This is a genomic window from Herminiimonas sp., assembly GCF_030655415.1.
In genome coordinates this window covers 374,684-394,405 of record NZ_JAURVN010000014.1, presented here as the reverse complement: position 1 = coordinate 394,405, position 19,722 = coordinate 374,684, and the positions used below count along the sequence as shown (strand labels likewise).

The 19,722-nt window shown below is 50.9% G+C and carries 22 protein-coding genes; 15 read left to right on the top strand and 7 right to left on the bottom strand.

What is annotated here, in order from left to right; all coding sequences use genetic code 11:
- Window positions 1–214: 214 nt before the first annotated feature.
- Window positions 215–652: a PaaI family thioesterase gene (locus Q7T66_RS11030; protein WP_304933756.1), complete on the top strand. Its 438-nt coding sequence runs from the start codon at window positions 215–217 to the stop codon at window positions 650–652.
- A gap of 48 nt (window positions 653–700) precedes the next feature.
- Complete coding sequence (locus tag Q7T66_RS11025; protein ID WP_304933387.1) at window positions 701–1,603, top strand: SDR family oxidoreductase; 903 nt, start codon at window positions 701–703, stop codon at window positions 1,601–1,603.
- Window positions 1,604–1,710: 107 nt separating this feature from the next.
- Here the strand turns inward: Q7T66_RS11025 and Q7T66_RS11020 are convergent, their stop codons facing one another.
- The 3 genes from Q7T66_RS11020 to Q7T66_RS11010 are packed head-to-tail and all read right to left on the bottom strand — an operon-like array spanning window position 1,711 to window position 3,854.
- Window positions 1,711–2,493, bottom strand: coding sequence for an NRDE family protein (locus Q7T66_RS11020; RefSeq protein WP_304933386.1), 783 nt, complete (start codon window positions 2,491–2,493; stop codon window positions 1,711–1,713).
- Complete coding sequence (locus Q7T66_RS11015; protein ID WP_304933385.1) at window positions 2,484–2,771, bottom strand: DUF4936 family protein; 288 nt, start codon at window positions 2,769–2,771, stop codon at window positions 2,484–2,486. The genes Q7T66_RS11020 and Q7T66_RS11015 overlap by 10 nt, the downstream gene beginning before the upstream one ends.
- Window positions 2,772–2,795: 24 nt before the next feature.
- A complete protein-coding gene (locus Q7T66_RS11010; protein ID WP_304933755.1) occupies window positions 2,796–3,854 on the bottom strand; it encodes a folate-binding protein YgfZ in 1,059 nt (352 codons plus the stop codon).
- Window positions 3,855–3,995: 141 nt separating this feature from the next.
- Here Q7T66_RS11010 and mltG point away from each other — a divergent pair, with 141 nt between their 5' ends.
- The 7 genes from mltG to Q7T66_RS10975 all read left to right on the top strand — a co-directional run bounded on the left by mltG (window position 3,996) and on the right by Q7T66_RS10975 (window position 9,222).
- Entirely contained in the window at window positions 3,996–4,979 is a 984-nt protein-coding gene (gene mltG, locus Q7T66_RS11005; RefSeq protein ID WP_304933384.1) for an endolytic transglycosylase MltG, read from the top strand.
- Between the two features lie 66 nt (window positions 4,980–5,045).
- Window positions 5,046–5,660: a dTMP kinase gene (gene tmk, locus Q7T66_RS11000; RefSeq protein ID WP_304933383.1), complete on the top strand. Its 615-nt coding sequence runs from the start codon at window positions 5,046–5,048 to the stop codon at window positions 5,658–5,660.
- Window positions 5,657–6,685, top strand: a complete 1,029-nt coding sequence (locus Q7T66_RS10995) for a DNA polymerase III subunit delta' (protein ID WP_304933382.1) — start codon at window positions 5,657–5,659, stop codon at window positions 6,683–6,685. Before tmk ends, Q7T66_RS10995 begins: the two co-directional genes overlap by 4 nt.
- A 10-nt stretch (window positions 6,686–6,695) precedes the next feature.
- Window positions 6,696–7,073, top strand: coding sequence for a PilZ domain-containing protein (locus Q7T66_RS10990; protein WP_304933381.1), 378 nt, complete (start codon window positions 6,696–6,698; stop codon window positions 7,071–7,073).
- Between the two features lie 50 nt (window positions 7,074–7,123).
- A complete protein-coding gene (locus tag Q7T66_RS10985; RefSeq protein ID WP_370691643.1) occupies window positions 7,124–7,669 on the top strand; it encodes an N-acetyltransferase family protein in 546 nt (181 codons plus the stop codon).
- 76 nt (window positions 7,670–7,745) lie between these two features.
- Complete coding sequence (locus Q7T66_RS10980; protein WP_304933379.1) at window positions 7,746–8,525, top strand: TatD family hydrolase; 780 nt, start codon at window positions 7,746–7,748, stop codon at window positions 8,523–8,525.
- Between the two features lie 37 nt (window positions 8,526–8,562).
- A complete protein-coding gene (locus tag Q7T66_RS10975) occupies window positions 8,563–9,222 on the top strand; it encodes an ankyrin repeat domain-containing protein (protein ID WP_304933378.1) in 660 nt (219 codons plus the stop codon).
- 76 nt (window positions 9,223–9,298) lie between these two features.
- Here Q7T66_RS10975 and Q7T66_RS10970 read toward each other — a convergent pair whose 3' ends face one another.
- The 4 genes from Q7T66_RS10970 to moaA form a co-directional block, all read right to left on the bottom strand.
- Window positions 9,299–10,162, bottom strand: coding sequence for an HDOD domain-containing protein (locus Q7T66_RS10970; RefSeq protein ID WP_304933377.1), 864 nt, complete (start codon window positions 10,160–10,162; stop codon window positions 9,299–9,301).
- A gap of 465 nt (window positions 10,163–10,627) precedes the next feature.
- Complete coding sequence (glp, locus tag Q7T66_RS10965) at window positions 10,628–11,959, bottom strand: gephyrin-like molybdotransferase Glp (RefSeq protein WP_304933754.1); 1,332 nt, start codon at window positions 11,957–11,959, stop codon at window positions 10,628–10,630.
- 59 nt (window positions 11,960–12,018) lie between these two features.
- Entirely contained in the window at window positions 12,019–12,615 is a 597-nt protein-coding gene (mobA, locus tag Q7T66_RS10960) for a molybdenum cofactor guanylyltransferase MobA (RefSeq protein ID WP_304933376.1), read from the bottom strand.
- A 58-nt stretch (window positions 12,616–12,673) separates the two neighbouring features.
- On the bottom strand, window positions 12,674–13,786 hold the full coding sequence (gene moaA / locus Q7T66_RS10955) for a GTP 3',8-cyclase MoaA (protein ID WP_304933375.1): 1,113 nt from the start codon (window positions 13,784–13,786) through the stop codon (window positions 12,674–12,676).
- A gap of 216 nt (window positions 13,787–14,002) precedes the next feature.
- Here moaA and apbC point away from each other — a divergent pair, with 216 nt between their 5' ends.
- The 6 genes from apbC to Q7T66_RS10925 all read left to right on the top strand — a co-directional run bounded on the left by apbC (window position 14,003) and on the right by Q7T66_RS10925 (window position 19,715).
- Complete coding sequence (gene apbC, locus Q7T66_RS10950) at window positions 14,003–15,091, top strand: iron-sulfur cluster carrier protein ApbC (RefSeq protein WP_304933374.1); 1,089 nt, start codon at window positions 14,003–14,005, stop codon at window positions 15,089–15,091.
- 245 nt (window positions 15,092–15,336) lie between these two features.
- Window positions 15,337–15,852: a DUF3305 domain-containing protein gene (locus tag Q7T66_RS10945; RefSeq protein WP_304933373.1), complete on the top strand. Its 516-nt coding sequence runs from the start codon at window positions 15,337–15,339 to the stop codon at window positions 15,850–15,852.
- Window positions 15,842–16,504 (top strand): DUF3306 domain-containing protein, encoded by a 663-nt coding sequence (locus Q7T66_RS10940; protein ID WP_304933372.1) that lies wholly within the window; start codon window positions 15,842–15,844, stop codon window positions 16,502–16,504. The genes Q7T66_RS10945 and Q7T66_RS10940 overlap by 11 nt, the downstream gene beginning before the upstream one ends.
- Window positions 16,505–16,539: 35 nt before the next feature.
- Window positions 16,540–18,633: a 4Fe-4S binding protein gene (locus tag Q7T66_RS10935; protein ID WP_304933371.1), complete on the top strand. Its 2,094-nt coding sequence runs from the start codon at window positions 16,540–16,542 to the stop codon at window positions 18,631–18,633.
- A gap of 65 nt (window positions 18,634–18,698) precedes the next feature.
- Window positions 18,699–19,313, top strand: coding sequence for a molecular chaperone (locus tag Q7T66_RS10930; RefSeq protein WP_304933370.1), 615 nt, complete (start codon window positions 18,699–18,701; stop codon window positions 19,311–19,313).
- 201 nt (window positions 19,314–19,514) lie between these two features.
- Window positions 19,515–19,715 (top strand): hypothetical protein, encoded by a 201-nt coding sequence (locus Q7T66_RS10925; RefSeq protein ID WP_304933369.1) that lies wholly within the window; start codon window positions 19,515–19,517, stop codon window positions 19,713–19,715.
- The last annotated feature ends 7 nt before the right edge of the window (window positions 19,716–19,722 follow it).

Sequence of the window (19,722 nt, the reverse complement as noted above, 5' to 3'; positions counted from 1 at the left end):
GCGCTTACATATTCCATGTATCGATTTTGCATTGCAGCATAAAAAAAATTGGAATGAATACATTGCGTATGTAATGAAGATGATCATGAATAGTGTGCTTGAAGTTCTTTTAACGTTGTCTGCTGTGGCTATCAACACTGACTAATTGAAGAACAATCCTTAAGCGAAACGCGGATGGCTTAAAATGACGCCATTTGTAATAGAAGAAATCCAGATGACGAATCCATTGAGCACATCCGCTGCTTTACCAACCATCCCGTTTTTGCAAGAACTGGGTATTCAAGTGATTGAATCCGGCGGTGGCCAGGCGCAAGTCGCATTGATCTTGCAGGCTTGCCATCTGAATGGCTGGCAAGTTGCGCATGGTGGCGTGATCATGACGATGCTGGATAACGTCATGTCCCTGGCAGGACGTTCGATGGAACCGGATATTCGCGGTGGCGTTACGATAGAAATGAAAACCAGCTTCATGCAGCCCGGCGGTTACGAAGGCTGTCGTCTGATCGCAAAGGGCAAGGTCGCGCATGCGTCGACCAGCATTTATTTTTGCGAAGGCGAATTGTGGAATGGCGACAAGCTGGTGGCCAAAGCTTCGGGTACTTTCAAGTTCCTGCGTCGCACCGATGTCGCAAAAAAATTGAGTTCAACTTAACTCTTATTTTTATCCAAGTTTTTCTCCATCTGTAAATCGAAAGCAGGCATGAAACAATTTCAGGACAGAGTTGCCGTGATCACCGGCGCGGCTAGCGGCTTTGGTCGCGAGTTCGCGAATCTGGGCGCGCGCCTCGGCATGAAGCTGGTGCTGGCGGATGTACAGCAAGATGCCTTGCAAAAGGCTGAGGCGGAATTGCTGGAGCAAGGCGCACAAGTGTTGGCAGTGCATTGCGATGTCAGCAATGCTGAACAAATGCAAGCCTTGGCTGACGCGACGACGGCACGCTTCGGCGCGGTTCATCTGTTATTTAATAATGCAGGTGTTGCTGGTGGCGGTCTGATTTGGGAAAACTCTGAAGCGGATTGGGATTGGGTACTGGGCGTTAATCTGTTCGGCGTAATTCACGGTGTACGTATCTTTACGCCGCTGATGCTGGAATGCGCGAAGCGCGATCCATCCTACGAAGGTCATATCGTCAACACCGCATCGGTCGCCGGTTTGCAGAATGCACCGACGATGGGGATTTATAACGTATCCAAAAATGCCGTTGTTTCGCTGACAGAAACCTTGTATCAAGACTTGCATTTGGTGACGTCGGCGATCAGTACTTCAGTGTTATGTCCATTTTTTGTGCCGACTGCTATTCATCAATCAGAGCGCAATCGCCCGGATGAAATGCATAACGAAGCAGCGCCGACAGTCAGCCAGCGAGCGGCACAATCATTTTCTGAAAAAGCAGTGATATCGGGAAAAATTTCAGCGGCACAGATTGCTGAATGGACCTTCGATGCAGTGCGCGATGATCAGTTTTATATTTTTTCCGAACCGGCATCACTGATCAATGCGCGCAAGCGGATGGAAGATATTCTGCAACAGCGTAATCCCTACGATCCGTACGAGGAAGTGCCACACATACGAGAGTTGCTGAAGGCGAAACTGGCGAAATAATTGTAGGGTTCTGATGTGCCGACGAAAGGAGCAAAGCCTGGTCGGTGATCAAGATGAAATACTAACTAAAGTGCGGTCGCCGCTTATCAGATACAGACAAGTGCGCTTCAAAATCCCTTAGTACATTGTCCGCGATGCGGTGCACGTTCTGGCATCGGTGGCATCGCCACTGTAGGACGTTCAATCAACACCGGTGGCTGGCCGTTTTGCAGTTTGACGAGTGTCGAAACGCGCGTGCCGTAATCAGCCGATTCAATGCAGACTGCCGATAGCAATCGTTCACGTTCCAGACTCACGCCAGTTTTTGGTAAGCGGCAATCGGAGGCAGAGGTTGTATCCGACAGCATTTCAAAGAAAGCATCTTCAGGCGCGCCCTGACACAACAAACTGGCAAATTCTGCCTTGGTGCTGACAACCTTGGGCCATGCACAATCAAGTAGCGAGTTCGATAAACCGTACATGCCTTGTTTGAGCGGCTTGCCGTTGCGCTCATCTTTTTCACCGCGATTCGAATACCAGATCAACTCACTGGTATTGCCGACCAATAGATTGAAGCCATTGTAGTCAGCGGCGTAGGCAGAAATTTCCTCGATGTAGTCGGCCGGTGTCATTTCACCCGCCAGATAATTCAACACCAGATTGCCGCGTGTCGGTGCATCGCTGCGCATTTCAGATGGTGCTCGAATATTGGTAATTGCTGCGAAGCGTCCTTCGCGCGTTACGCCCATCCAGGTGCCGCCACCTTGCAAGTCGCGACCTGCGTAAATTTGCGGATGGTCGTGCCACCAATCGGCAGGACTGGCAGGCCTATCGTAGAACTCGTCACGATTGCCTGCTGCGAGCAGCGGCATATTCGGTATGACTTGCCAGGCAAAAACGATCAAGCACATAAAGTTAAATCCAGAAAATGTTCCACGTGGCGTTTGCCGGCAATCATGCTCGGTAACTGACTACTCGCAACGGTTTGTTCCAGCGTCGCTTCAAAACCTTCCGCGACCTCCAGATATACTTCCATCCACGTATGCAAACCATCCTGTTCTTCAGGGCGGCGCTTGAGCGCGGTACGGACGCCGTATTCACGACTGAGATTATCCTGCATCTCGGTAATTTTTGTCAGGAACACCGCAGCGTCTGCAACTTGCACTCGGTAATAAACGTAGAGATCCATGTGCGTAGCGCTCGTACCGTGAAATTAAACCGGATCCGTGAGTAGATACGGCAAAGCTTGGAAGGACAATACCGGACCAGTCGCCGAGCCGAGGCGGACCTCAGATTCGGCTGCAGCCAGTTTGATCTCAACCAGCAAATCAATTTCCTGCGCATTGCTGCGCTCGGCATTGACGACCATGCCGCATGGTTGTTCTGGATCGTTAATCGAAAAAATTTCTGTGCCTGGTACCGCATTTTCGGCCGTGACGCTAGCGTGCATCATGCGACGTTTGAGCTTGCCGAGGTACTGGCTGCGGGCGACGATTTCCTGGCCCGGGTAGCAACCTTTTTTAAAATTGACGCCGCCTATCAATTCAAAATTGATCATTTGCGGGACGAATTTTTCTTGCGTCACTGTCGTGATGTGCGGCACGCCGCCATCGATTTCTGCCAGACGCCACGCTGCTGCTCCGCTGGCTTGCAGAATTTTTGTCAGCATTGGCCATGCTTCGATAGCTTGCGCTTCGGTCGTGATCCATTGGTAACGCGGGACTTCAAACGCATTTGGATGACGGATCAGCGTGCCGGCTTCGGTTTCTATCTTGCCGTAAATTGCGATCGGCAAAGTCGGGAACCAAGGCATCAAAGCGGTCGCTGCCGCAGGGCCGGATAAACCAAGCATGACTTGATTTTGCGTGACTTCGCTCAGTTTGGCTTTCGCGCGCATTACAAACATTTGCAGGCGTTTTTGTACCGTAGCCTGGATTTCACGTGGCAATTGCAGCATGACGCCGTCAGCAGTTTTCCAGATCAGCATACTCGCCAGTAAACGACCTTTGGGTGAGCAATAACCGGCCAGACGCGCTTCATCAATGCTGAGATGTTCGACGTCGTTAGTAAGTTGACTATGCAAAAAATGAGCGGCATCGTCGCCGACCGCGGCGATCAGGCCTAGGTGGGTAAGCGGCGCGACAAAATTGTCTCTAGCCGTTGCTACGGAGGCATCCGTGCCGAAGAACAGTACTTCGGATGCCGCGTCTTCGCTGGCAGGTGCACTCAATTGCGCACCCTGTTCAGCAAGAAATTTCAACCATGTAGTCATAGATTCGATCAATAAATTAGAGCAAAAAATCAAGGCAAAAACTGCTTCAGCCATTATCATTAGCCTTTGATTATAGTGGCGTGAGAAAAACGCGTCCGATCATTCCCGATTTGCGTTTGATTCTAGCGAGACCTTGTTTTAATGAAAAAATTATTAAGGCGGACTTTTCTGCTGGCAATCATTGCTGGCGCATCGTTCATGTTTTGGGCAGAGAAACCCATCATTGACGAAGGCCATCCATCGATAGAATTCACGATTGCTCCAGGCAGTAGTCTGAGAAGCAGCATGCAGCAGATCGATGAAGCCCTGGTGCCGGTGCAGCCCATGTTGATGGTGGTGCTGGCGCAAGTGACGGGCAATAGCACCAAATTGAAAGCCGGGACTTACGAGCTGAAGCCGGGCACGACGCCGCGTGGTTTGGTCAGCCAGCTGGTGCGTGGCGAGTTTGCACAAGAAGCATTGACCGTCATCGAAGGCTGGAACTTCAAGCAAATGCGTCAAGCGATTAACGCGCATCCTTCGCTGAAACACGATACCGCAGCGTTGTCCGATCAAGAACTGATGGCCAAGATATCCAGCGATTACACCAAGCCGGAAGGTTTATTTGCGCCGGACACGTATATGTTCGCGAAGAATTCCAGTGATTTGCAAATTTATAAACAGGCGCATAGCTTGATGCTCAAGCGCCTGAATGAAGCGTGGCTAGCGCGTGATCCAAAGTCGCCGTATGCATCGCCGTATGAAGCCTTGATCATGGCATCCATCGTCGAAAAAGAAACCGGCAAGAAGTCTGAGCGCACGATGATCGCTGGCGTATTCGTCAATCGTTTGCGCCAAGGCATGTTGCTGCAAACTGATCCGACGGTTATCTATGGCATGGGCGATAGCTATCAAGGCAATATCCGCAAGCGCGATTTGCTAACCGATACACCACACAATACCTACACGCGCGTCGGTTTGCCGCCTACGCCGATTTCCTTGCCGGGTGCTGAGTCCTTGCATGCAGCGATGAATCCGGCAGTTACTGATGCGGTATATTTCGTCGCACGTGGTGATGGCAGTAGCCAGTTTTCTGCAACGCTGGACGCACACAATAATGCGGTGAACAAGTATCAGCGCAAGTAGTTTTTGCCAGCATTTTATTAGCGCAATCAGTAATATAAACATTCGAATCATCTTTATGGCAGTGGCATGACGACAGCAAAATTCATTACGTTTGAAGGTATCGATGGCGCGGGTAAATCCACGCACTTGTCGTTTGTGGCCGACCTGCTGCGTGAGCACAAAAAGACCGTAGTAGTGACGCGCGAACCCGGCGGTACGACCTTGGGCGAATCACTACGCACAATTCTTCTGCATGAAAAAATGCATCTGGAAACGGAAGCCTTGCTGATGTTTGCCGCAAGACGCGAACATATTGCGCAAGTGATAGAGCCGGCGCTGGAACGTGGCGACTGGGTTATCTCGGATCGCTTTACCGATGCGACGTTTGCCTATCAAGGTGGCGGCCGCAAGCTGGATTTACAAAAGCTCGCCGCGCTGGAGCAATGGGTGCATCCGCATCTGCAGCCGGATTTGACCTTGCTGTTTGATGTGCCGCTCGATGTGGCGCGCGCCCGTCTGGATGCGACCCGTACGCTGGATAAATTCGAGCAAGAGAAAGCGGATTTTTTTGCAGCGACGCGCGCGGAATATTTACGCCGTGCAGCAGAATTCCCGCAGCGTTTTCGCATCATTGATTCAACGCAAACTATCGCTGCGATACAGAATCAGTTGCGCGACATCATTGCAGGACTGGCTCATTGAATACTCTTTTACCCTGGCAAGGCGCATCCTGGCAGCAGTGGCAATTACTGCGCGAACGACTGCCGCACGCAATTTTATTTCACGGCCCGGAAGGCATAGGTAAAACTGCATTTGCGGAAGCGTGCGCACAATCGCTGCTATGCGAAACGCCTGCGGCAGATGGACATGCTTGCGGCACATGTGACGCTTGCGGCTGGTTCACCCAATACAGTCATCCCGATTATCGTCGCGTACGTCCGGAAATTTTGGATGAAGGCGAAGGTGCAGAAGGCGAGGAGGGCGAAGCGGAAACCAAGAAAGCCAAATCGACCAAAGCGCCATCGAAAGAAATCAAGATCGATCAGGTGCGCGCCTTGTCTGATTTCATGAATATTTCTACGCATCGCTCCGGCATGCGCGTCATTACTTTGTATCCAGCGGAAGCCTTGAATACTGCAGCCGCAAATTCCTTGCTGAAAATGCTGGAAGAACCACCACCACGCACAATGTTTTTGCTGGTGACGAATAGCATAGATCGCTTGCTGCCAACCATCCTGTCGCGTTGCCGTAAATTTGCGTTGACGATGCCAAGCAAAGACGAAGCGCTGGCGTGGCTCAAGGAACAACAGGTCAAAGATGCGGATGGCTGGCTGGCCGAGCAGGGCGGCGCACCGCTGACGGCTTTGGATGCGTCGCAAGCCGGTACGCGCGAAACCATGGATGAATTCTTGCAGCAATTGGCGCAGCCCGGCATCGATGGCGCGTTGAAAGCAGCTGACCGTTTGCAGAAAACGCCAGTGCCTGAATTAGTCTCCTGGTTGCAACGCTGGCTGTATGACGTGCTTTCCGTCAAACTTTCCGGCACAATCCGGTACTATCCACGTTACAAAAAAGAACTGGGTGCCTTGGCAGCAAGGGTCGAGGTCGACAAGCTGCTGCAAGCAATCAAGAGCGTCAATGAGCGGCGTGTAATTGCTGATCATCCGCTGGCACCCAAGCTGTTCATAGAAGACATGTTGCTGGATTATTCGACGCTTTTTTCCTGAGAGGTTAGTGATGGCAGATACCCCGATCGCAGCAGCAAGTCCCGCAGTGGGTCGGCCGTCGGTATTGTCATTGCCGATCAAGGAAAAATCCGCGCTGTACGCCGCCTACATGCCATTTTTGCAAAACGGCGGCATCTTCGTGCCATCGACCAAACAGTACAAAATCGGAGACGAAATCTATCTGATCCTGACGCTGATGGACGACCCGACCAAATATCCGATAGCTGGCAAGATCGCCTGGATCACCCCCGCTGGTGCCAACAATAACAAGGCGCAGGGTATAGGTGTGCAGTTTTCGGCTGACGAAAGCGGTGCGCGCATCAAGCAGCGTATAGAAGAATTACTCGGTGCAGCGCTGGGTTCGTCGCGAGCTACGCATACGCTGTAAAACTGCAGTATCCAAACTGAAATATCAACGCCGAATCGTCGCTTTTCCATATGTCTCTTCAACCGTCGTTTAGTCAGTCATCGGTTCAAGCATCCGCAGTGCAGTATTCCCACCGTCTTGCGACTCTGGACGATTTGCCAGCCATCGTCGCTATCTACAACAGCACCATTCCATCACGTCAGGTCACTGCAGATGTTGAGCCTGTCACCGTCGCGTCACGCCTGAACTGGTTTAACGAACATTCGGCAGATAAACGGCCTATCTGGGTCGTGGAAGAAAATGGGCAGATGCTGGGTTGGCTCTCTTATTCAAATTTCCATGCACGCGCTGCTTATTCGCATACGGCAGAAATTTCAATTTATCTGGCGCAAGAGGCGCGTGGCAAAGGTTTGGGCGCTTATTTGCTGACTGCAGCGATTGCTTTTGCACCAACTCTGAATGTTCATACGCTGGTCGGTTTGATTTTTGGTCACAACGAACCGAGCTTGAAACTGTTTGAACGTTTCGGTTTTGAGCGCTGGGCTAATATGCCGCGCGTCGCGACGCTGGATGGCGTTGAGCGCGATTTGGTGATCGTTGGCAAGCGTCTTGCATAAGTAATTCTGTCCGAGCTGATCTCGTTTCAGGACGGGCGCTCGCAGCAAAACCTTCTGGCGCGTACAATTCAGCCCTATGTATATCGATTCCCACTGTCACATCAATTTTCCCGAGCTTGCCGCGCGCATGCCGGAAATCCTCGGCAAAATGGCCGAAAACGAAGTCAGCCATGCTTTGTGCGTGTCGGTTGATTTACCCAATTTCCCTAGCGTTTTGGAATTGGCTGAACGCCATCCAAATATCTATGCCTCAGTCGGGGTGCATCCGGATTATGAAGATACGCCTGAGCCATCCGTCGATGATTTGATTTGCTTGTCGGATAGACCAAAGATCGTCGCGATAGGTGAAACCGGTTTGGATTACTACCGTTTGGAAGGTGATCTGGAATGGCAGCGCGAACGCTTCCGTACGCATATTCGTGCCTCACGCGCGACTGGCAAACCGCTGATTATTCATACCCGCGCTGCTTCTGAAGACACGATACGCATCATGCGCGAAGAAGGTGCGGGTACGAATGCCGGCGGTGCGGCTGGCGTGATGCATTGCTTTACCGAATCACTGGACGTGGCAAAAGCAGCGATGGAAATGGGATTTTATATTTCGTTCTCCGGCATCGTTACTTTCAAGAGTGCGAAAGATTTGCAAGCGGTCGCACGCGAAGTTCCGTTGGAACTAATGTTGATAGAAACTGACTCACCATATCTGGCGCCAGTGCCGCATCGCGGCAAAGTGAATGAACCGGCGTTGGTAAAGCATGTGGCGGAATATCTGGCAACATTGAAGGGCATGCCGGTAGAGCAGATTGCGCAGCAAACGACTGATAACTTTTTCAACTTATTCAAGATTGCGCGGTGAACAAATGATGAACATAAAGATTGGTCAGCCGAATTCCATGCGCAGACTTGTTTTGCAAGCGATGGCTGCCTTGGTTGCGATGGCAAGTTTGCCGACGCTGGCCCGTGCAGGCGCCTACGACGATTATTTCAAGGCGGCCAAGCTGGATGATGTGGCGACGATTACATCCTTGTTGCAGCGTGGTTTTGACCCAAACACGGTTGAGCCTGATCGCGGTGATTCCGGTCTGATTCTCGCCTTGCGCGAAAAGTCGATGAAGGTATTTCCTGTGTTGTTGAATGCGCGTGGCATCGATTTGAATTTGAGAGCGAATAACGGCGACACAGCCTTAATGATCGCTGCTTATTCAGCCAACAAGCCTGCGGTCGAAGCCTTGCTCGCCAAAGGCGCGAACGTGAATCAGGAAGGCTGGACGGCTTTGCATTACGCCGCAGCGATAGGCGATAACGACATCGTGAAAATGTTGTTGGCTAAATCCGCTGTGCTGGATGCGCCGTCACCAAACAAAACCACGCCGGTTATGATGGCCGCACGTGGCGGTCATATTTACACCGTCAAAGCCTTGCTCGATGCGGGCGCAGATGCATCGTTGAAGAATGATGTGGGAATGACGGCTGTCGATTTTGCACAGCAAGGTGGGCACAAAGATATCGTTGAAGGTTTGAACTATCGCTTGAAGAAAGCCGGCAAGCTTTAATCACTCAACAGATAAGCTATTTGTTGCGTGCATCGAATCAGACTGTACGCAACAAATGGCTTGAGCCTAATCGTTTTCAAGCAGCATTCGGCAGCAAGAATTTTTCTCTCAGATTTTCACAAAGATCATCTACATCGGCAGTCGTTAAACCCAAGGTTTCGGTTGCGATCTCGCCCCCTTCCAGCCACTCGATCGACACCGCATGTCTGTGCTGTTGTATCGCCTGATCTACCAAACAAAACACCGCAATCATTTCGCGTACTGCCGGCGCAAAAGCCGAGTCGGTCATGACCTCGTACGAATGATGTTTTTTAATCGCAAGCACGACCAGTGGATCTGCGTGCCAGTGTTCTGCCAGCATCGCGCCAACCAACGCATGATTGATGCGGTGGCGTGAATTTTCCAATTCGATAAAGCCGTTGTGTTCGAGCTGATTCGCGACGGTAAGTGTGTCACCGTAATCGAGGAAAGACGCCATCATCAGGGGAATGCCGATATCGCAAAACAGACCGAAGTTGTATGCGAGTTCAGGTGCAACTTTGGTGGTCTGACGTGCGACGTACATCATGCCCCACGAACGTTTTTCTGAAACATCCCAAAAGCGCGGCATCATCATCCTGCCATGCGCCAATGCGCGTCTGGCCATCAAGCGCGTGATCACCGCGTTGCAATTGTTCAAGCCGATCAGCGTAATCGCGTCCTGCACATTTTCAATGTGTCGATTCAAATTGAACATGGCCGAATTTGAAATCGCCAGCAAATTTCCTGCGATAGCGGCATCGCGTTGGACTAGTTGTACGATTTTTTTAATGGATGGATCTTCGTGCGCGATTTCACGCTGCAGTGCAATAAGTAAGGCGGGGCGAGGAGGGATGTTGACCGGGCGGGCGAGCTCAGCGGTAGTTCCTTGATGGCTGTGTGTAGGCTTGGGCTCGTGCATAATATTCTCCCCAAATCATCCGTGCTGTATGCGTTGCCAAGCTTCAATGAAAGATTGGGTACGACCCTTGGTTCGTGCTTCCACAAAGCAATAGAAGGCGGATGACAGATATGTTATTTATTTCTTATATGATTAGAGTAGACCTAGTCTTGCCATTTTGCATGTGAAATTTTGGAAAAACGAGAAGAAGAATGTGATCTTTTGTGAATTCAAAAAGAAGATTTGCTTAATGCAATTATTATTGCTTTTTAGCATGAAAAAGCCTGCATTTCTCAAATGAAAATGCATGCTTTTGCTTGAGGGAAATAAAAAGGCAAACGTGGTGTTTGCTTGCTTCAGTTTGCCTTTTTTCTAAGCGGACAATTCTTACATTGCTTTTTGCTCTCGCAGCATTTCTTGCTCTTGCTTTTGTTCTTGCTCATGCCAGTCCTTTCGGCAAATTTGTATCGCAGCGCTTAATGCGACCTAGACCAAACCATCAAACAGAATCACATCAACCAGATCGCCGGCTTTAACTTCATCTCTATCGTGTTCCAGTACCACCATGCAGTTGGCTTCTGACATTGAGCGCAATACGCCCGAACCTTGCGAGCCGGTGATGCGTACTTGCTGTATGCCGTCGCTGTTGCGGCTCAAGATGCCGCGTTGATATTCAGTGCGGCCTGGGCGTTTACGTATGGCTGCTTGCGATACGACGCGCATTAGCGGCGGCGCTTCGACTGCCGATGCGCCCATCATGTGCAGCAAGGCTTGGCGTGCGAGGAAATAGAAGGTCACCATCACCGCAACCGGATTGCCGGGCAAACCGAATAGATACGCCTCTTTGCCGTTCGATGCTATTTTGCCGAAGGCCATGGGACGACCAGGACGCATGCCGATTTTCCAAAAGCCGACATCTCCCAGTTGCGCCATCATTTGTTTGGTGTAATCCGCTTCACCGACTGATACGCCGCCGGAGGTAATGATGGCATCGGCGTTTTCGCAAGCTGTGCGGAACGCAGCTTCGAGTACATCGGGATCATCCTTGATGACGCCCATATCGACGACGTCGCAACCGAGGCGCTTCAACATGCCGTACAAGGTGTAGCGATTGCTGTCGTAGACGCAGCCTTCATCCAGTGTTTCACCTATCGAGCGCAACTCGTCGCCGGTCGAGAAAAAGGCGACGCGCAAGCGACGTTGCACCGGCACTTCGCCTATGCCTAGCGATGCCAATAATCCGAGATCCGCCGGACGCAGAATTTTGCCTTTTTGCAGTGCCGGTGTGCCGACTTTGAGGTCTTCACCTTTGAGGCGGCGATTGTCGCCGGTCTTTACCGTGCCGACTGGAATCGTGATGCCGGTATCGCTGACGTCGATGACGAATTCTTGTGGAATCACCGTATCGCATTGCGCCGGCATCACCGCGCCGGTCATGATGCGCACGCATTCGCCGCTGTTGACTACGCCATCGTAAGCACGGCCCGCGTAGGCAGTGCCGATGACCTTGAGTTTTAAATCTTGATCTTTGCTTAAATCGTTGCCGTACAAGGCATAACCATCCATCGCTGAATTGTCATGCGACGGCACATTGATAGGCGAGACGATATCGGCTGCGAGAATGCGATCCAGCGCGCTGCGCAAGGCGATTTTTTCGACTGCATTGATAGGTTGTATCAGTTGACGAATAATGGCTTGTGCATCTGCGACCGGCAATGCATCGGGATCGTAATCCGACAGGCAGCTGATTACGCTGGACAGCGTGTTGCCGACTGGCTTTGTATCTGAATTCAAATTGGAATCAACATCGTTGGACATAGGATCGTCGTCATCTAAAAGGTTGGCGTCGCGCAGGATGTGTGAGTAACGCAGATTCATTACGCGCTCGCTTCGTATTTTTTCAAATCATCCAGCGTATTGATATTGCGGAAGGCATCTTCATCGTCGAAGTGAACTTCAGCGACATTCAGCGATGAATACCATTTGTCGAACTTGCGTCCGCCTTCTTGCAAATACAAAGTCAGGTGCGGCAGCAGTGAAGCTTTTACCAGACAAAACACCGGATGCGGCTGTCGCGTTTCATCGGTGCCAGTGACAGCAACGGCGAGGTCGGCATCTTCTTCTTCCAGTCCTGTAGCCAGACGCGCAACCAGATCCTTGGGTAAAAAAGGCGAGTCGCATGGTGCGGTCACCAGATAATCGGTTTCGCAATGGATCATGCCGGTGTGTAGTCCAGCCAGTGGCCCGGCGAATCCTTGTATTTCATCTTGCCAAACCGGTACGCTAAAACCTTCATACGGCGCGATGTTTTGATTTGCATTGATCATCACATAGCCGACTTGGGGGGCGAAGCGCATCAATACGTGCAAGGCCATCGGAGCGTCGCGAAATTGTTGCAAACCTTTGTCGACGGTGCCCATACGAGTACCGCGTCCACCTGCGAGTATGAGTCCGGTAATTTGACTGGTATCCATATTGTGAATTATTCCGATATCAGTTGTGTGATCAGTTGAGTGAATGCTTAAGAAATACTTAGCCGCCGATGTAAGACATCTCGACTTTGCGATCAGATTTCAAACCGTCGGTATTTGCAGTGCGCAATTCCGAATAGCGATCGCCGCGTGCGCGCCAGATATGTGCGATGACGGTGGAAATTTCTTCATCCGTTTTATCGTTGCGCATCAGTGCACGCAAGTCGTGACCGCCGGTTGCGAACAGGCAGGTGTAGAGCTTGCCTTCAGTTGATAGACGTGCGCGGCTGCAGTCGCTGCAGAACGCTTGCGTCACGCTGGAAATTGCACCGATTTCGCCACCGCCATCTGCGTAGCGCCAACGGCCTGCTGTCTCGCCGGTGTAATTCGGTGCGACAGCTACGAGTGGCATCTCGGCATTGATGCGGCGTACAACTTCTGACGATGGAATCACTTCATCCATCTTCCAGCCGTTCGATGCACCGACATCCATGTATTCGATGAAGCGCAAGATATAAGGCGTGTTTTTGAAATGGCGCGCCATCGGCACGATTTCCTGATCGTTCATGCCGCCTTTGACGACCATATTGATCTTGATCGGACCGAGGCCGACGCGATGCGCTGCTTCTATGCCTTCCAGCACATCGGAGACAGCAAAATCAACGTCGTTCATTTCCTTGAATACTTTGTCGTCCAGCGCATCGAGCGAAACCGTGACGCGCTTCAGGCCGGCATCTTTCAAAGCCTGTGCTTTGCGTGCCAACAATGAGCCATTAGTCGTCAAGGTCAAATCGAGTTCGCGGCCATCCGGCGTGCGCAATGCGGCGAGCATTTCGATCAGCTTTTCTACATTCTTGCGCAATAGTGGTTCACCGCCGGTCAGACGAATTTTCTCTACGCCATGCGCAACGAACAGAGAAGCGATGCGAGTGATTTCTTCAAATGACAGCAAAGATGTCTGCGGCAGGAAAGCGTAGTCCTTGTCGAACACTTCTTTCGGCATGCAATACACGCAACGAAAATTACAGCGATCGGTGATCGAGATGCGCAAATCCTGCAGTGGGCGCGCGAGGGTATCCGCCAGCAAGCCGTTGGGTGCTTCAAGGCGAGCGGGAATGACCGGTATCTTGTTCAGATAACGCAAGTCTGCGAGCGGAATGATTTTTTCAGTCATGGCGGAAGTCGTATAAGTACCGACATTGTAAGTGTTTCATGCCCAGGCTGTCGAATTGAGACTGGTGGTTTACCGAGCTGCATACTTAGCTTAAATGGTGCGTACGCGCCGTTTTTGCAAGAGAAAATATGGAAAATATGACAATGTTTAGCTGCAAGTCACCAGCGAGCGGCAGGCAATTAGTTTAGACTTGCGCTATAAAATTCAGGAGAACCAATGAGTATCACGATAGAAGCAGTCAAGGCAGCATTGTCCACAGTCATAGATCCGAATACCGGCAAAGATTTAGTCAGTAGCCGTTCTGCAAAAAACATCCAAATTAATGGCACCAACGTCATATTCGACGTTGAGCTTGGTTATCCAGCTAAAAGTCAGATCGACGGTATCCGCAAAGCATCGATTGCTGCGGTACGAACAATTGAAGGCATAGGCAGCGCGACTGCCAACGTGCATTCCGTCATCGTCGCGCATTCGGCGCAACGCGGCGTGAAGTTGATGGCCAACGTTAAAAATATTATTGCGGTTGCATCAGGCAAGGGTGGCGTCGGCAAATCGACGACGTCTGTCAATCTTGCGTTGGCATTGGCAGCAGAAGGCGCGCAAGTCGGTATTCTGGATGCGGATATTTATGGTCCTTCGCAACCGATGATGATGGGTATTTCCGGTCGCCCGGAAAGTGCCGATGGCAAAACCATGGAGCCGATGGAGAATTACGGCCTGCAAGTTTCCAGTATCGGTTTCATGATCGATCCTGATGAACCTATGGTTTGGCGCGGCCCGATCGTGACACAAGCATTGACGCAATTGCTGGAACAAACCAACTGGCGCGACCTCGATTATCTGATCGTCGACATGCCGCCAGGTACCGGCGATATTCAATTGACGATGTCGCAAAAAGTGCCGGTTACCGGCGCTGTGATCGTGACAACGCCGCAAGACATCGCATTGCTGGATGCGCGCAAAGGTTTGAAAATGTTCGAGAAAGTTGGCATCCCGATTCTCGGCATTGTAGAAAACATGAGTACGCATATTTGTTCGAACTGCGGGCACGCCGAAGCGATTTTCGGTGAAGGTGGCGGCGAAAAAATGTGCGGCGAATATGGCGTGGATTTCCTCGGTGCCTTGCCGTTGACGATGTCAATTCGTCAGCAAGCGGATTCCGGCAAGCCTACAGTCGTCGCTGATCCTGATGGACCTATCGCGGTTATCTACAAACAGATCGCACGCAAAATTGCGATCAAGGTTGCAGAAAAAGCCAAAGACATGTCGTCCAAGTTCCCGACCATCGTGGTCAAGAACGACTAAGCTTGCGGGCTTGATGTAATACGTGTTTACGCGTATGGTTGCCCTAAAGTATGAATGCTTGGTAGTAAATAAAAGTAAGTATAAAAGCGTGAGCAAAAGCTGCTCACGCAGTTTTTTCATGATTTTCCTTCATCGTTTGCAACGTGACTTTCAGAGATGAAATCCGATTTGCAGTTTCGGCGCACAATAGTCAACGCGTCGCTATCGTTACAACGACAGGCAGAAATCTGCCGAAATGAGGAGACATGGAGACAGAAGCAATTCGCATTGGCGTCATCATGCAATGCACACCATTATCAAATCGTTGGCAGCCGTTTCAATGGCTGCCGATTGAAATCGTTGGTCAGGTATCGGAGCAGAGCGCACCGCGTTGCCTGCGTAACGATCCGACCGATACACGCTGGTTATTCAATGGTATCGACGTCAGCTTGTCGAGCAGTGAATCCGAAGGCTATTTTCTCAATATCAGTGCGCCTACGCCGTGCTGGTTCATCATGTGGCGCATCGAAGAAGTCGATGGCGTCGAACTCGCAGTTCCTAAATCAGTCACCTTGTCTTACAACGAAGCCGCACGTTTGATGGATGGCGGCGAGCGCGTTGATACCTTGCCAGCCTCCGCTGAAATCTTGGAACGCCTGAGCGAATTCACGCGCGACTATTATCATCCCGAGCCTAAACGCAAACACAAAAAGCCATCGTTTGAAGGCGGTGAGGGCGTAGACAAGATGGCGCGCGCCGAAGGTGAACCCAATGGCAGCTGAAGATTTTTTCACGCGTTGGGCTAAAAAGAAAACCGATGCCCCGAGCACGGTTGACGGTGAAGTTGCGGCCACTGATATCGCAACGCATCCATCGACAGAGACGCGGACGAATGATGCAGAGCATGCAACTTCTGAAGCTGAAGTCAAGCGCTTGCCTACGCAAGAAGACGTCGACAAGCTGACGCACGATTCTGATTATTCAGCCTTCATGTCGCAAGGGGTGGATGAGTCGGTCAAGCGTTCTGCGATGAAAAAATTATTCACCGATCCACATTTCAACATCATGGATGGTTTGGATATTTACATCGATGATTACAATAAATTTGAACCGATCACACCAGCATTGCTGGCTTCGCTGAATCACGCGAAGGCATTACTGGATCCTTTATCGCAACTCAAAACGCCGTTGATGCGTTTGCTGGAAAAAATACCCGAAACAAAAGAAGTCGCAGTGGATGGCGAAGTACTTGCGCTTGATGAGCAGGTAGCGACGACTGATGAGGTCGATAGCGCATCCTCTGATGCAGCGCCTAAAAAAGATTATGCTGAACAGCAGATGCCTCAAACCTCCGAGGCCCTGTTGGATCAAGCTAGCGAAGAAGAACTACAAGTAAAAAATCCCAAAGCCAAGCCTGACGTCGACGACGTTTAGGATTGATCGAATAGCCAGCCTCTACAAGCCAGCCAATGACCACAGAATTCAAAGTATGTAATTGCAATCGAACCATGCCGCTGGACGCTGCGGCAGGCGCGCAGTTGGGCGCAGCACTTGGCACAGGTGCATTGCCCATCGCTACAGAGCTTTGCAGGAAGGAAGTCGGCGCCTATATGTCGTCGCTGGATGGCGTGGACGATGTGGTTGTGGCTTGTACGCAAGAGCGCGGTTTATTCGCTGAAATCGCTCAGCAAAAAAACTCGGTTGCGCCTTTACGCTTCGTGAATATTCGCGAAACAGGCGGGTGGGGCGCGGACTCCAAAAACGCCTTGCCAAAAATGGCCGCTTTGCTGGCCGCCGCCGCATTGCCAGATCCCGAACCTGTACCCACTGTTGATTACAAATCGGCCGGACATGTATTAATAGTCGGGCCGGCAGATCGCGCATTGTCCTGGGCGAAACGGCTAGGCGCACAATTGGATGTCAGCGTTTTGTTGACGGGGAATGCCGCTGGCGAAATTGCGCAAGATAGAGAATTTCCTTGTTTCTCAGGCGATCAGATTGCAATCAATGGTTGGCTGGGCGCTTTCACAGTGAAGTGGCAGCAAGCCAATCCGATTGATCTGGAAACTTGTACACGCTGTAATGCCTGCATAGAAGTTTGTCCGGAAAATGCAATCGACCTGACCTATCAGATTGATTTGAATAAATGCACCTCGCATAGAGACTGTGTGAAGGCCTGCGGCACAATCGGTGCGATCGACTTCACACGCATTGCAACGGAACGCAGTAGCGAATTTGATTTGATTTTCGACTTGTCTGATGCGCCTTTGCTCGCATTGCATCAACCGCCACAAGGTTATTTTGCGCCAGGTGCATCCATCGATAAACAAATGGATGAAGCATTGAAGCTGACGCAAATGGTTGGCGAATTCAGCAAGCCGAAATTTTTTCTCTACAAGGAAAAACTCTGTGCGCATGGTCGCAACGGCAAAGTCGGTTGTACTTCCTGCATAGATGTTTGTTCGGCAGAAGCAGTTAGCCATAACGGCAATCTGATCAAGGTCAATCCGAATCTTTGTGTAGGTTGCGGCGCGTGTACGACGGTTTGTCCATCCGGCGCACTGGCTTACGCTTATCCGCGCACGACCGATACCGGCACGCGCGTGAAGACGATGCTGAACACGTTCGCCAAGGCCGGTGGCGTTCAACCTATGCTGCTTTTGCATAATCAGGAGCAGGGCGCTGCAATGGTTAGCGAGCTAGGCCGGCTTGCACAAGCGACTGGAAAACTAAAAGGTATGCCAGCGCGGTTGATCCCGTTTGAATTGCATCACGCAGCATCGACCGGTATCGATATCTGGCTCGCCGCCATTGCTTATGGCGCTACCCATGTGGCGATACTCACGACGACGCAAGATGCGCCGCAATACGTCAATGCTTTGACGCAGCAAATCGATATCGCGCAAACCATATTGAGTGGTCTCGGTTATGAAGGCGTGCATTTTTCGCTGATTCAGGCAACCAGCGCCGCGCAACTTGATGCTGAGCTGGCTGCAATCGAACCCGCACAAGTACCAGCCAAGCGTGGACTATTTAATGTAGCCGCAGATAAACGCAATACGCTGGAACTGGCAATCGATCATCTGAAGAGTTTCGCTCCACTCAAGGTAGATGAAATTCCGCTGCCGGCCGGTGCGCCATACGGCATGGTTATGGTGAACAAGGATGCGTGCACCTTGTGCATGTCATGCGTAGGCGCATGTCCTGAATCTGCGTTGACTGATAACGCCAATTCTCCTCAACTGCGCTTTATCGAAAAAAATTGCGTCCAATGCGGGTTGTGCGAAAAGACCTGTCCTGAAAATGCTATCACCTTGGCTCCACGTTTACTGCTGACCGATGCGGTGAAAGAACTGCAGGTTTTGTATGAAGCGGAACCATATCGTTGCATCAGTTGCCAGAAACCATTCGGCACCGCAAAGATGATTGAGAACATGGTCGCCAAGCTCTCTTTGCATGGCGCTTTCTCCGGCAATATCGACAGACTCAAGATGTGTTCCGATTGCCGCGTGGTCGACATGATGGCGAATAAAACAGAATCGTCGATCGCAGATTTGAAGTAAGCGAACGCGAGCTCGCAATCGATTTGTAATGAGCATTCAATTGAATAACGTACTGACAGGATCACATGACAAGCACGCAATCCATCAAGTTTGAATCGCAGGATCAAGGTGAAGAAACTGCGCGTGCCGATCTTTACGGTTTGCTGGCGACGCTGCTGTATGCGCCGCCACCGCAAGCCTTGCTGGATACGATAGGTAATTCTGTATTGGCAGGCGACAGTGTGTTGGAGCATGCGTGGGCCGATCTGGTCGCCGCATGCAAAACTGCGCAGCAAGAAGCTGTGCGTGAAGAATATGAATTGCTGTTTGTAGGCGTCGGCAAGCCGGAAGTGATGTTGTATGGCTCGTTTTATCTGTCGGGGTTTTTGATGGAAAAACCGCTGGCGGAACTGCGTACTGATTTGTCGCTGCTAGGCTTGCAGCGATCAGACGATGTGGTCGAGAGCGAAGATCATCTGGCCTCATTGTGTGAAGTAATGCGTTATCTGATTGCTTCGGACGATGTGGTGCACGCGAATCTAGCTGCACAGGAAAAGTTTTTCAATGCGCATATGCGGGCATGGGTGGTTGATTGCTGTAACGCGATTGAAGCCAGTTCGAATGCAAAGTTCTACAAACCGGTAGCACGTTTGGCACGCATATTTTTTGAAGTCGAAATGCAGGCTTTTGATATGGCCTAATTGATATGGCTGAGCCATGTCAGATTTATATATTTAAGAAAATCGACAATATTTTTAAGTTATAGCTTTGTTTTGCCCTGGAAAGGTGCAGTTTCAGCCTTTTAGGGCGTGCAAGTTGCCAAAAGGTATGCTAACTTTGCATATATAGTGCATAGGAATTAAAAAGCATATTACGTCCTGATCCAATTACAGGAGACGATCATGTCCGAGCAATCCCGTATTCCCCGCCGTACTTTCTTCGCAGGCCTTGGCATGGTCGCCGCAGCTGGCGTCGCCGCCAAACTGGCTCCCGAATCTGCAACTTCCGCTCTGGAAAACGTACTGTCCCCGCAAGAGCCTGATGGCGACAGCTACCGTTTGACGGAGCACATCAAAAAATACTACCGCACCACCACAATTTAATCACGAG